This is a genomic window from Sphingobium sp. MI1205, assembly GCF_001563285.1.
Lineage (GTDB): Bacteria > Pseudomonadota > Alphaproteobacteria > Sphingomonadales > Sphingomonadaceae > Sphingobium.
This window is the reverse complement of the sequence record NZ_CP005188.1, coordinates 502,953-516,252: the sequence shown is the minus strand read 5'-3', so window position 1 is coordinate 516,252 and position 13,300 is coordinate 502,953. Positions and strand designations below refer to the sequence as shown.

The 13,300-nt window shown below is 61.5% G+C and carries 10 protein-coding genes and 1 pseudogene; 5 read left to right on the top strand and 6 right to left on the bottom strand.

Annotated elements, in window-relative coordinates:
* Positions 1 to 115 precede the first annotated feature (115 nt).
* Both K663_RS02505 and K663_RS02500 read right to left on the bottom strand, forming a co-directional pair.
* The gene (locus K663_RS02505) at positions 116 to 1,246 is read right to left on the bottom strand and encodes an NADH:flavin oxidoreductase (protein WP_335339084.1); all 1,131 of its coding nucleotides are present in this window, start codon (positions 1,244 to 1,246) and stop codon (positions 116 to 118) included.
* A complete protein-coding gene (locus K663_RS02500) occupies positions 1,243 to 2,013 on the bottom strand; it encodes a glutathione S-transferase N-terminal domain-containing protein (RefSeq protein ID WP_083535950.1) in 771 nt (256 codons plus the stop codon). Before K663_RS02500 ends, K663_RS02505 begins: the two co-directional genes overlap by 4 nt.
* A gap of 259 nt (positions 2,014 to 2,272) precedes the next feature.
* On the opposite strand from K663_RS02500, the pseudogene K663_RS23760 reads away from it, so the two are divergent.
* A pseudogene (locus K663_RS23760) lies at positions 2,273 to 2,435 on the top strand (IS3 family transposase); the annotation flags it as partial.
* A 319-nt stretch (positions 2,436 to 2,754) separates the two neighbouring features.
* On the opposite strand, the gene K663_RS02490 reads toward K663_RS23760, so the two are convergent.
* Positions 2,755 to 3,837, bottom strand: a complete 1,083-nt coding sequence (locus K663_RS02490; protein ID WP_062113634.1) for a PepSY-associated TM helix domain-containing protein — start codon at positions 3,835 to 3,837, stop codon at positions 2,755 to 2,757.
* The gene (locus K663_RS02485; RefSeq protein ID WP_145902212.1) at positions 3,834 to 6,044 is read right to left on the bottom strand and encodes a TonB-dependent receptor; all 2,211 of its coding nucleotides are present in this window, start codon (positions 6,042 to 6,044) and stop codon (positions 3,834 to 3,836) included. The genes K663_RS02490 and K663_RS02485 overlap by 4 nt, the downstream gene beginning before the upstream one ends.
* 730 nt (positions 6,045 to 6,774) lie before the next feature.
* Here K663_RS02485 and K663_RS02480 point away from each other — a divergent pair.
* Positions 6,775 to 7,803: a glycoside hydrolase family 16 protein gene (locus K663_RS02480; protein WP_235589494.1), complete on the top strand. Its 1,029-nt coding sequence runs from the start codon at positions 6,775 to 6,777 to the stop codon at positions 7,801 to 7,803.
* 5 nt (positions 7,804 to 7,808) lie between these two features.
* Here K663_RS02480 and K663_RS02475 read toward each other — a convergent pair whose 3' ends face one another.
* The gene (locus tag K663_RS02475) at positions 7,809 to 8,180 is read right to left on the bottom strand and encodes a hypothetical protein (protein WP_145902211.1); all 372 of its coding nucleotides are present in this window, start codon (positions 8,178 to 8,180) and stop codon (positions 7,809 to 7,811) included.
* Between the two features lie 111 nt (positions 8,181 to 8,291).
* Here K663_RS02475 and K663_RS02470 point away from each other — a divergent pair, with 111 nt between their 5' ends.
* The 3 genes from K663_RS02470 (at position 8,292) to K663_RS02460 (ending at position 11,685) form a co-directional block, all read left to right on the top strand.
* On the top strand, positions 8,292 to 10,622 hold the full coding sequence (locus tag K663_RS02470) for a heavy metal translocating P-type ATPase (RefSeq protein WP_062113625.1): 2,331 nt from the start codon (positions 8,292 to 8,294) through the stop codon (positions 10,620 to 10,622).
* Positions 10,619 to 11,005: a Cu(I)-responsive transcriptional regulator gene (cueR, locus tag K663_RS02465; RefSeq protein WP_062113622.1), complete on the top strand. Its 387-nt coding sequence runs from the start codon at positions 10,619 to 10,621 to the stop codon at positions 11,003 to 11,005. Before K663_RS02470 ends, cueR begins: the two co-directional genes overlap by 4 nt.
* Positions 11,006 to 11,100: 95 nt before the next feature.
* Complete coding sequence (locus K663_RS02460) at positions 11,101 to 11,685, top strand: DUF305 domain-containing protein (protein WP_201026665.1); 585 nt, start codon at positions 11,101 to 11,103, stop codon at positions 11,683 to 11,685.
* A gap of 429 nt (positions 11,686 to 12,114) precedes the next feature.
* Here K663_RS02460 and K663_RS02455 read toward each other — a convergent pair whose 3' ends face one another.
* Positions 12,115 to 13,023, bottom strand: coding sequence for a LysR family transcriptional regulator (locus K663_RS02455; protein WP_062113619.1), 909 nt, complete (start codon positions 13,021 to 13,023; stop codon positions 12,115 to 12,117).
* Positions 13,024 to 13,300 lie beyond the last annotated feature (277 nt).

The following is a 13,300-nucleotide window of genomic DNA, read 5'->3' as shown; positions in this document are numbered from 1 at the left end:
TTTCTCTCCCAATTTTATATTCAGATCTTGAAGATCCGTTTTTTATCTACACAGAGTTAGCGGGTGTCAGCAATTTCATTCCATTTACACTTTGTATCTCGTGTTCAATTTGCGGTCAGGTCAGGTCAGCCAGGACCGCCGGGTTGAACGGAACGATCGCGTCGATTGAACCCTCGCGGACCTTGTTCGCCCATTCCGGGTCGGAAAGCAGCGCCCGCCCAACCGCAACGAGGTCGACCTCGCCTCGCGCCACCATTTCGGCGGCCTGTTCGATATTCGCTACGCCTGTATCCGTTGGGGCCATCGAGTCGCGCATCTCCTTGTCAAGCCCGACCGATCCCACGGTGATCACCGGCTTGCCAGTGAGCTTCTTCGTCCACGCAGCAAGATTGAGATCGCTGCCTTCGAATACCGGCTTCCAGAACCGGCGCTCCGAAGCATGGAAGATATCGACGCCCGCATCGACCAGCGGTTCGAGGAAGCGGGATAGCTCCTCCGGCGTCTGGGCCAGACAGGCGTCGTAATCGGCCAGCTTCCATTGTGAGAAGCGCAGGACGATGCAGAAATCCGTGCCTACCGCTTCGCGGCAGGCACGCACTATCTCGGCACCAAATCGTGCGCGCGCGGCGAGATTCCCCCCCCAGCCGTCATCGCGCTTGTTGGTTTCATGCCAGAAGAACTGGTCGATCATGTAACCATGCGCGCCATGCAATTCGACGCCGTCAAATCCCAAGGCCTTGGCAGTCGCAGCCCCTTGCGCATAGGCGGCGATGATCGCCTCGATCTCGGCCTCGTCGATGCCCTCCCCGACCTTCTCGCCGGGGGCGACATAGCCAGATGGGCTGGACTTGACCGTCAGGTCCTCCACAATATCGTCATAGATATGCTCGGCCTGAGGACAGCGCGTGAGGCCGGTGTGCCAGAGCTGCGGCATTATCTTTGCGCCAGCCGCATGGACCGCTGCTACGACCTCGCGCCAGCCAGAAAGCGCATCCTCGCCATAGAAGCGCGGCGCTGCCTCTTCGTTCGAGGCGGAATGGTGCGGGATCCAGGTTCCCTCTGTAATGATCAGACCGACTCCGCCTTCGGCGCGGCGGCGGTAATAGTCGGCGACATTCTCTCCGGGCACCCCTCCTGGTGAGAAGGTCCGCGTCATAGGCGCCATCACGATGCGGTTGGAAAGCTCGAGATTGGGGCTGGAGAATGGCGTAAATAGCGCTGCGTAAAGCGACGTGTTAGTCATCATTTGTCACCATCATCGTTAAGTTTCATGCCCATGCGTACGAAATTCTTGCGCGCATTGGCTTCGGACAAGCGGGCTGCCTCGGCATCATGGCCAAACATGTTCTTGGCAAATTCCTTCAGGTCGGTCTGCTCTATCGTCTCGCGCTCGAAACGGTCAAATGCCGCCTGCAAGGCGGGACGCCTGGACAATTCGTCGAACCATTTCGCGATATTGGCATATTGCGACAGCGGTCCTAGGCCAGTCGCGACCAGCGCGCGGTCGAACCAAGGATAGCACGCCATGTCGGCTATCGAATAATCTGCTCCCGCGACATAAGGCTGCTCGCCAAGCCTCCGGTCAAGCACCCCGGCCAGCCTGTGGACCTCACGCTGATAGCGTTCCTTGGCATAGGTGTTTTCCGGCCGGAACAGATTGAAGTGCGCGCATTGCCCATTCATCGGGCTTTGCGAAGCGCAGTGCCAGAACAGCCATTTCAATACCTGCGCGCGATCCGACACGCTTTCGCCGCGAAAGCGCCCGTGCTTTTCGGATAGGTACAACAGGATCGCGCCGGATTCGAACAGCACGATCGATTCCCCGCCTCCCTCAGGCTCATTGTCGATCAGTACCGGCACCTTGCTGTTGGGCGAGATCGCCACGAATTCCGGCGAGAATTGCTGTCCCTTCCCGACATGGACGAGGTGCGTTTTGTAGTCCACGCCAAGCTCCTCAAGCAGGATCGTCGGCTTGTAGGTGTTCGGGGACTTGTGAAAATATAGGTCGTACACGAGCATCCTCCCAACAGCCTCGTTCTGATCATAGGCTAACTGGATAAGCCGCGGTGGCGCGGCGGTACAGTTCGAAGGTTTTACAACTTTGATGCCCCGATAAAGTCGGCCAGCGGAAATAGCGGGTGTACATCATCACGACCAAGCGGATGACCTCGGGTGGAGAGTTGAAATAGCGAAACGGGCTTGCGGGTTTTCCGAGGTCTGGACTGTCCATCGTCAGCACCAATGGCACAGATTTGAGGCTTTAAATTAACCCTTCATGGAGGCGGGCAAACGCCGCTTGGCTGGCGACACGGCACGGGCCGCGACCACCGGCGAGGTACAGGATCTGCGCCGCGAAGCCCGGAACCTGAAGGAATGTGTGGCCGATCTGACGCTGGAAAACCGCCTGCTGAAAAAAGCATGATCGCGGATGGGGGCCGAACAGGCGGCATGCTGCACGTCGAGTGAATTGAAATCCTGCTCCAGCCCCTCTTCGCTCGACTTGCGGGTGTAGATTGCGCAGCAGATCTGCTTCATTGGCTTTTATCCCGCCTGGCATGGAAGCCGAAGAAGGCTGGATCCGACCATTGCGTGCCGGTGACGCGACTGCCGCTCGCCGATGTCGAGCAGATCCTTGTGTTCACACGCGTCGCCCACTGGACAAGCCCGCGTAATACCATGATCTTGGCCAGCGCGAGCTTCGGCGGCTCTCGTATCAGGCGAAATCTACGTCCTCCACGCGGTCGGGCGCTCTCACTATTGCACCTTGGCCAATTGAGGCACCCGCCCGCTAGCGCGTTTCCTCGCGAACCAGAAGGACCAGACGGATAAAGTTCCCAGCAGGCCCAATGCCAATCCAGCGAAGGTCATCACCAGCCGATAGCTCAAGCCTCCCACCTTGGCGGCGTGGAGCGGGTAGAGCATGTTGTAGATCTTCACGGTTTGGGGCAGATGCGAAGCATCCCGGGCCTTTACCAGGCGACCATCATCCGCCGCGAACCACAAGGTTGTGCGCCCGTTTGGCAGCCATTCGTCCGGCCTCTTCATCCGCAGGGTGATGAGGCCGCTGCCTTGCCGGGGCAGCGACAGGCTGCGTATTTCGGCGTCAGGAAATTGCGTCCTCGCCTCCACGATAAGAGCACGCCAGTCATGCCTTGCCGCCAGCGGAAGGTGCGGATGGGAAGGCGGCTTGAGGCTGGCGTCGATCTGCGCGGGTGCGGCGGGTCCCAGGATCAGGGCCGCCATCGGACGAAAGACCAGAATGGACCCTGTCAGCAGCGCCAGCATCAGCAGCGGCGCCGCGACCACGCCCAGGTCACGATGATGGCGCAGGATCGCCGGTCGGCTCAAACGCTTGGGCAGAATGCGGAACTCGAACGTCTTGCGCGTGCGGGTCCACAGGATGACGCCTGAGATGACGAAGAACAGCCCGGCGATCGCGGCGGTGCCGATCACGGTTTCGCCTGTGTCGCCAGCAAACAGATGATGATGCAAATCGAACAGCCAGAGCTCCGGTCGTTCCCACTGGCTGCTCCAGCGCGTGACCAGATCGCCCGACTGATCGATATAGGCGCCAGACCCGTCCGCGAAGCGCAGCCGGTTGAGGCCGAAATTCTGCCCTGCGAAGGTGATCATCTCCGGCCGGGTGGCAGGATCGGCCATGATCCTTTCGACCGTGGCAGCGATGACGGCTGTTTCCTGCACTTGCGCGTCGGACGCATGCGGCAGAATGACCCACGCGTCCTTGTGCACCAGCAAGGCGCCCGAAAACCCCAGCACCGCCAGAACGAGGCCGATCAGTCCGCCAATCCAACGGTGCAGGAGGTCAAGCGTCTTCAAAAACCATAGTCCCAGCTCAGCGTGAAGGTGCGTCCCCGTCCGGCGAAATAAGCGAGATTGTCGTTCGGCAGCCGCGTGTCGCTGCTGTAATCGATGTAGAATTTGTCGAACAGGTTCTGCACGCTCAGCCGCAGCCCGCCAAAGCCGGTCTGATAGCGGATGCTGGCGTCGGTGACGTGATAGCCGCCGAAATTGTTGCGCCGGTCGGGCTGGGTCAGGCCCGGATCGGCATGGAAAGTGCGCGACAGGAAATATTGCGTTTGCACGATCGCCGAGACGGGGCCGCGATTAAAGGTGGCAGACAGATTGACACGGTCGGGCGAGATGTTGACGCCGTCGAGATCGGTGTCCACCTTTCCGTCGGCATTATTGTCGTAGCGCCCCTCGATATGCGCATAGCCAATGCCAATCTTCAGCCCGTCGATCGGTGTCTCGCTGCGCAGATTTACCTCGATGCCCTCGATTTCGATGCGCTGGCGTTGCACGTCGAAATTGCGCCCGAGGCCGGGGACCAGTAGCTGGCCCTTGTCGCTCGACGACCAGAAATAGGTGGCCGATGCGTCGACGGGCCCGCGCTTCACTTCCACGCCAATCTCGCGGTTGTTCGACACGATTGGTTCAATGGCGAGGTAGCTGTCGATATCGACGCCCGTCATGTTAACCGACCGGGCGATGCGGCCAACGTCGGGCGCGGTATAGCCCTCGGCATAGCTCGCATAGGCACGAATGCCTTCCCACGGTTCGATAATGACGCCGCCGTTCAGCAACAGATCATCGAATTTCGGCTGCCCGCCCGCGACAGCGACACCCCCATAGGTCGATGTGCCGCAAGGCGCGGTGGGCGGCCGATCGGTCGGGCAAGCAACGAAGGTGGTCGACGCGAGTGTGTGATAATCGTCGATCTTGATCTGGACATTTTCCCAGCGCGCGCCACCGGCCACGCGCACCAGGCCGTCGAACAGCTTGAGGTTGGCCTGAGCGAAGGGGGCGAGGCTGCGAAACTCGGCAGGCGGCACCCAGACGCGATCAGTAGCGATCAACCGCTGCTCGGTCTTGTCCCACAGCGCGTCGAAGCCAAGCGTGGCGGTAAGCGCCTCGAAGCCCGGCATCGCGCGCTCGTAGCTGAATTTCGCGCCGACCTTGCGGGAGCGGTTCTGCGACTGGTCGAACAGCGTGTTGACCGGCGCGATGGCCGGGTCCTGGAACGTCGCGATGGGCGCGACCTCGCCGCCGAATGTGTCGCGCGAGCGGTTGAAGAAGAACTGGCTGACGAAATTGCCGCCCAGAAGATCACTGTCGGTGTAGGACAGGGCGACGCTTTCGGTGCGGTTGGCGGCCGGATCGCCGGGAGGGGTGCCCTGCACCGCGCTGGTTGGCAGCCCGGTGTTGCGGTTGCCTGCGACCGCGACGAAATCGCCCTCGCCCTTCAGCTCGAACCGGCTCGCGATCAGGTCGATGCGACCCGTAGCGGAGACGGCATAGCCAAGGCGCGCGAAGAAATTGGTCGTACGTGAATCCTGCGTCTCGCCCTGCGTCAGGTTGAGGCCGACGCGACGATCCTGTCCGTCATAGAATACGCCGCGCTTTTCATAGGTGGCGCCGATCGTAGCGTCGAAGTCGCCGGCCTTGTACTGGAACAGGCCACCGGCCTTCGCGCCGAAGCCGTCAGAGTGGAAGCTGTTGTCGGCAGTGCCCTGCAATAGCACCCGGCCGCCAAGGCCCTCCTTCGTGGGCGCGCCGACCGTGACCTGGTTGACGATGCCGCCGGTGCCGCCGATGCCCTGCAGCGCGTTCGAGCCGTAGATCAGTTCGACCCGATCGACGAAAAAGCCGTCGATGGTGAATCCATCGCGCGCGCCGTCGCGCAGCGGGGTCGATTGCGGGATGCCGTTGATCGCATAGAGCGGGGAGCGGCCGCGAAGGGTCTCGCCCGCGCCGGAGAGCTTCTGGCGGGTGGGCGAGAAGGACGGGGTCAGGGTCGAGATCGCATCGGTCACTGAACCAGAAATTGCGAGCTGCTGGTCGAGCGTTTCCTTGTCGACCACATCGATAGTCAGGGGCAGCGCGTTGACAGGAAGGATGCTGCGGGCGGCGGTGACGATGATTGGTCCTTCGGCCTCCGCCTCAGCGGGCACGGATTGCGCGTGGACAGAAGTGGTAAGGAGAATTGCGGTGGTGGAAAGCAAAGCCGGAATCGCCGAACGCATGAAGGAACCCCCTTTTTTGGCGCTCGCTAGCGGAAGAACCATACTAATGCAAGTCAGTCGCAACTGGGGCGAGACCGGCAAAACCAGGTGCCGCTGAGGAGCATGGTCGCGGCGGATCGTGCCCGGAAGCCGCTGAGGCGATGCTGAAAGTCGTTTCGCTTACGTCAAAAAAGGTTTGATATACAGTGATATAGCTGTGCCGCGTTCGGTGCGGGTTAGCCGGGGGCCGCGGCACTTTTGCCCATGAAAGGAGAAACCAGCGAAGCGGTAAATCTGCCATAGAAACAACAGGGGTCGCATCATGAAAAAATCATCGTTCTCCCGCCCGCTTTCGGGCGCTCTGTTCGCATGTCTTTTTGTGGTTTGTGTCAGCGCTTGGGGTTTTGCCTCAAACGCAGGCTTTCAGCGTTCCGACCAGGAAGCGCCGCCGCCGGCTCAAGCAGGTGGCAGGCGGGCTTCGGATGATAAATTCGACACATTGGCAATCATGCGCTCTGCCATAGACAGCGCGTCCGCGCAGCAGCTTGCCAGCGCTGACACCAGCGCCGCAGCTTTCTCCTTATCGACCGATGCAGGGGATTTTGCTGGCTTCAACTTCGCCAATGGCACCCGATACCCGGAACAGGCCATCGCGTCGGTTGGCCCAGCCACCTATCAGCCAGGTGCTACCGTCGCCTATGTCCCGATCTCTCTTGACCGGCCGACGCCGAACACGGTCATTGCGCGGGTGATGACGGAGGATGGCACTGGCCTTGTGAGAGGCGTTGCTGGGGTCAACTACCAGCCGATCTACAAATCCGTCATCTTCCGTCCGGGCGATCCGCTCACTAAAACGGTAGAGGTGCCGATCATCCTCGGGGTGCCGCAGGCTGATTTTATCGTCAGGTTTGTCGAGGCGCCGTGGGGCGGCAAAATGGGCACCGACCGGGCCCATGTGCAGTGCGATTTTCAGAAGGAGGCCACGCCCGCACAGACGGCAGGGCGAGAAGCGCGAACATTCACACCGAGCGGGACGCTGCAATGGCGGATGAGCCGGGAGACCTTGAAGTGGTCGGACGCAGGTCATGACAAGGCCTGGTCGACCAAGCTGCCAAACGGCCGCTCGCAGCCTGGTAATCAGGAAACCGGGATTTATCTCGATGGCTGGGTGTACCGTGACGCGGGGATCGAGGCGCCCCTGCGTTACACGGACGAAGGGCTTGTCATGCATAGCCAGAAGCTGAAACAGCCGCTGGAGTGGGATGGGGTTGCCTATGACTACGGCGCGGTTGTTCTGAGCGGTCACAACACCAAACCGGTCCAGATCGGATACGGCCAATATGAGTTTACCGCCCAAATGCCCGATCGGCGCGGTTCATGGCCGGCATTCTGGCTCATCTCAACAGCGGGCTGGCCGCCGGAAATCGACATTTACGAGGGCTTCGGCTTTGAAAGTTGGTGGGATTTTGATCGCTATACCGCCAACACTCTGCACGGTGGCGCCAATATCACGCGGACCTTCCAGCAGGGCATATTCATGAACACTGACGAGGTTTATGGCATCGGGGGCTTTACGAAGGGGTTCCACAGTTTTGCCGTGGATATCCAGCCCGATTACATAACCTGGTTCATTGACGGCAAAGAGACTTATCAGGCGGTCAATCCCTTCGCCGGCTTTCGTTGGTATCCGATCATGAATGTCGCGGTAAAGACGAGCGGCGATTATGCCGATGGCTCGGGTGACATGATCGTCAAGGACATCAAGATCTATTCCGATTGAAGGGATTAGGGGCGGTCATCGATCGGAAGGCCGACTGACGGTTTGAACCGCCCTTCATACAAATCCATGAACATCGCCTTGGGCCGAGGGGGCTTGATCGACGCGCGCATCGCTGCCCCTTGTTCGCCTCCATCCGACATCCGGTGAAAACCGGAGGCAGCGTTCGACTGACAATCCAGTCCGACCGGCAAGCCAGATCGTGCCGCATCGATCAAGCCACGGAACCGTCCAATGACGGGAGCGGCAAGCCGGTTCGCATCTGACTTCGAAATGCGGCCAAGGCGTCGCGTCAGATCGGATTTGCCGATCTTCTCCCGGCGGTCAGCAGGCACGACAAGCCGGACTTCGAAATCCGCCACCACTCGACCGTCGCACATGCGTCATCAATCGCATTTTTGTAGCACCGCTTTGGAGCACGAGAATCCGCTTGAGCCTGACATAGTGTTAAGGTCCACAGACGGGAGTGTCATAGAGGAAACAGGTGAATCATGGCGCATTGCGAGCACAAGCATCAGCATGGCGAGGCTGGCCCGGCACAAGTCAATGATCCCGTTTGCGGGATGATCGTCGACCCGGAGAAGACCCTGCATCACGCAATGCCTTCGGGCCATGAGTGGCACTTCTGCAGCGGCAAGTGCCGGACGAAGTTCGTGGCCGATCCCGAACCTTATCTGAAGTCCGCCGCCCCCGTCGATGCTCCGGAAGCGACGATCTGGACCTGCCCGATGCACCCCGAAGTCCGGCAGGATCATCCGGGCGCTTGCCCGATCTGCGGGATGGCGCTGGAGCCGGAGAAGATATCGCTCAATCACGAGCCAAGTCCCGAACTTACCGACATGACGCGGCGGTTCTGGATCGGCCTCGTGCTCGCGCTGCCGGTGTTCCTGCTTGAAATGGGCGGACACCTGTTCCCGGCGATCCACCACCTCGTCCCGACGCGGCTATCGACTTGGATCCAGCTGGCCTTGGCGACGCCGGTCGTGCTTTGGGCGGGCTGGCCATTCTTCGAGCGGGGGTGGGCTTCACTAAAGTCCCGCCACCTCAACATGTTCACGCTGATCGCAATGGGCACCGGCGTGGCTTGGACCTACAGCATGGTGGCCGCTCTGGCGCCTGAGCTGTTCCCGCCCGCCTTCCGCAATGCCGATGGCAGCGTCGCGGTCTATTTCGAGGCCGCGGCGGTCATCACCGTGCTGGTGCTGCTCGGCCAGGTCCTCGAATTGCGCGCCCGCGAACGGACCTCGGGCGCGATCAAGGCGCTGCTCGGCCTCGCCCCCAGGACGGCGCGCCGTCTGCTGGCCGATGGCACCGAGGAAGAGGTGAGCCTCGAAACCGTGAACGTCGGCGACCGGCTGCGCGTACGCCCGGGCGAGAAGGTGCCGGTCGATGGCAGCGTCGAGGACGGGCGGTCCTCGCTCGACGAGTCGATGGTCACGGGCGAGTCCATGCCCGTCGCCAAGGCCAAGGGCGACGTCGTGATCGGCGGCACGCTCAACCAGACCGGCGCGCTCGTCATCACTGCAACCAGGGTCGGGCGCGACACGATGCTCGCTCGCATTGTCCAGATGGTCGCCGAGGCGCAGCGTTCGCGCGCGCCAATCCAGCGCATGGCTGATCAGGTCTCGGGCTGGTTCGTCCCGGTGGTAATCGCCATTGCCGTGCTCGCCTTCGCTGGATGGAGTATCTGGGGGCCTGAGCCACGCTTCGCCTATGGTCTCGTCGCGGCGGTCGCAGTGCTGATCATCGCCTGCCCTTGCGCGCTCGGGCTTGCTACGCCGATGTCGATCATGGTGGGCGTCGGACGCGGCGCCGGGCTCGGCGTGCTGATCAAGAACGCCGAGGCGCTCGAGCACATGGAAAAGGTCGACACGCTCGTCGTCGACAAGACCGGGACGCTGACCCAGGGTCATCCGGCAGTCACCGCGATCATGCCGGCAGCAGGGTTCATCGATGAAGATATTCTTCGCCTGGCTGCGGCCGTCGAGCGGTTCTCGGAGCACCCCCTGGCGCTCGCGATCGTTGAGGCCGCCAAGGCCCACAACGTTGCACTTTCTGCCGTGAGCGAGTTTGACTCGCCCACTGGCCGCGGCGCTTTGGGCATCGTCGAGGGGAAGAAAATCGTGCTCGGCATCGCCGGGTTCCTGACGGAACAAGGCATCGACACGGCGGAGCTTTCATCGGCTGCCGATGACCTGCGACGCGAAGGCGCGACCGTCATCTTCGTCGGGATCGACGGGCAGGCCGGCGGCGCCATCGCTATCGCCGATCCGGTCAAGCCGACCACCCCCGAAGCACTCGACGGCCTACGCCGTGAAGGCATCCGTGTCGTCATGCTGACCGGCGACAACCGCACGACCGCGGAGGCGGTCGCCCGCAGGCTGGGCATCGACGAGGTCGAGGCCGATGTCCTGCCCGACCAGAAAAGTGCCGTCGTCGCGCGGCTCAAGGCTGAAGGCCGCGTCGTCGCGATGGCGGGCGATGGCGTGAACGATGCGCCTGCGCTTGCCGCTGCGGACGTTGGCATCGCCATGGGCTCGGGCACCGACGTCGCTATAGAAAGCGCAGGCGTGACCCTGCTCAAAGGCGACCTGACCGGCATCGTGCGTGCCCGGCGCTTGAGCCAGGCGACCATGTCGAACATCCGCCAGAACCTGCTGTTCGCCTTCATCTACAACGCCGCCGGCGTGCCGGTTGCGGCAGGCCTGCTGTATCCACTGTTTGGCATCCTGCTCTCGCCGATGATCGCCGCCGCCGCGATGGCTCTGTCCTCAGTCAGTGTCGTCACCAATGCCCTGCGGTTGAACCGGCAGGCGCTATGAACATCGGTGCCGCAGCGCGCGTCAGTGGCGTGTCGGAACGCATGATCCGCCATTACGAGCAGATCGGCCTGATCCCGCCGGCCGCGCGGCGGGACAGCGGCTACCGCGATTACAGCGATGCCGACGTCCACCGGTTGCACTTCATCGCCAACGCCCGCGATCTCGGTTTCGGCATCGAGGGGATCGGTTCGCTATTGGCGTTGTGGTCCGACCGCAACCGCGCCAGCGGCGAGGTCAAGGCGCTGGCCATGGCCCGCGCGGAGGAACTGGGACGCAAGGCTCGCGCGCTGGAAGACATGCGCAGGACCTTGCTTGATCTCGCCAAAGACTGCGCGGGCGGTGAACGACCCGACTGTCCGATCCTCGACAGGCTTGAGGATTGAAAGCCAAGGCAGGTGTTCCTGCTCTGTCCGCCTGAAACTCACCGCTGCCAGTCGGGTTCTATCGTTGTGTCTGCAACAATGTGAAAGGACCGGCGATGGACGATCAGCAGGGCGGCATGAAAATGGGCTTCGGCCGGTTTGCCGCGATGATTGCGACTTCAACAGTCGTGATGTTCGGCCTCATGTACCTCAACACCTATGCATTGAGCCACGTTGAGTTCAGTCAGACGCGAACCTGGATGGCCGTGGTCATGGGCGCGGCGATGGCCGTGATCATGCTCGTCTTCATGTGGAGCATGTATCCCAACGTGCGGGTCAAGACCGGCATACTCATCGGCAGCGCGGTGTTATTCGCCATCGCGCTCTGGCTGGTCCGCAGCCAGGAAACGATCGACGACATATCCTACATGAAGGCCATGATCCCGCACCATTCGATCGCGATCATGACCAGCGAGCGGGCGCACATCAAGGACCCCGAGGTCCGCAAGCTCGCCGACGGCATCCTTGATGCGCAGGTGCGCGAGATCACTCAGATGAAGCGGATGATCGCCCGGCTTGAAGCCACGCCGACACCTGCAAACGCTCCCGACCTGCCTTCCTACCGCGACTTGAAGAAGGCACCACCTGAACCGGAAACCGACAAAAGTACCGGGATCGATACGCTGCAGCCCGTGTCGTAAAGCCGGACTTGGTGAAGGCAGAGTTAGTCCGCGGGTTCAGCATCGGCGTTCAGAGCGTCGTTACGTACGATCCAAAAACGTTGCCATTCAGTACCCCACAACTCACGTCCGCTTTCAGGCACGGCGGAATCGCTGTCGAACGGCAAAAAGTGGCGCATTGCTGCTCGTCGGTTCACACCGACACCCTCAAAGCCAGCCTTGACCGGTAGGCCAATGTCCGATCCTGAGTTGGGATATGGCGATAGTTGCCGTTCGGCTCGTCGCCTGCCGACCAGATTACGACGGTCGCATATGTCATGCGAACGTCCCACTCTGACAATAGCAGGCGCCCGCATTGAGCGAGTCTGTCAGGCGGTATACGTGGCTCTTGCCCGGTCAGTTGACGGCATCGGTCCTTGCGCGACATCGCTTGGCAGGCTTACAGCGACCCTACTCCTGTACCAGCGGATGCGTGCTGGCTCGATGCTTGAGGAAGTTCAGGAATGCTCGGATGCGCGACGGTAGCAGGCGGGGCGCGGCATTGAAAAGCGCATGCACGGTAAACGGGACCGGCTTGTAGTCGGGCAGCAGGCTCACGAACCGGCCGCTTTCGATCAGATCGTCGAGCAGATAAGCGGGCTGGATAATTATCCCGTGCCCGAGCAGCGCCGCGGATCGCGTGACCTCCGCCATGTTCGCGCACATCGTTCCGCTGACGGTCACGCTGCTCTGACCATTCGGTCCCTCGAACAGCCACGGATAGCGCTTGCCGGAGGATGGAGGCGTCAGGCAGTTGTGGCTTTTCAGATCGGCAGGCGTCTCCGGACATCCGCGCGCCGCCAGATATTTCGGCGAGGCGACAATTCGCTGCGGGACGCGGTCGATCAGGATCCTGAATTCGCTGGTGCTTTCGAGCTTCTGCGAGATGCGGATGGAGACGTCGAGGCCTGCCGCCGCGAGGTTGCTCAGGCCGTCATCGTGGATAAGCGTAATCCGGATATCGGGGTGGCTTTCGATGAAGGCGACGGCCACCGGGACCAGCACGTCTGCAGCATAGACGGGCGGCACCCCAATCCGAATCGGTCCCGACAACGCTCCACTCGCCTGCCTGACCTCATCGACGACGCCTTCCAACTGGCTGACGAGCGGCGCAGCTTGCTCGATCAGTAGCTGGCCGGCCTCTGTCGGCACCATCGCGCGGCCGCTGCGCTTCAGCAATTGCATGCCCAGCTCCACCTCGAGGCCGGCAACATGGGCAGTGACCGCGGAGCGGGAAAGCCCAAGCTTGCGCGCGGCAACCGTGAAGCTGTTCGCTTCGACGACTTTGAGGAAGGTGGCTATCGCGCGGAACATGCTCATGCTGCACAGCCTACCATATGCCTGAAAATGTGAACGGTCATTTCACTTTTTTGATCACGACGACCGCCCGCGCATCCGTTATTCTCATCGTTATGGACAACGGCGACATCGCGTGCGGGATCGCACCCGGACCGCCTCGGCCGCTGAGGAGAAGGTGATCCCGCTCGCTGATGGCAAGTGCCGGCGCTAGCGGGTGAGACCTATGCAATCACGAGCCGACTGATGCAGCGGCTACATGTTTTTCCTTTTCCGGAGTTAAGCGCGTGCAAACGAATAT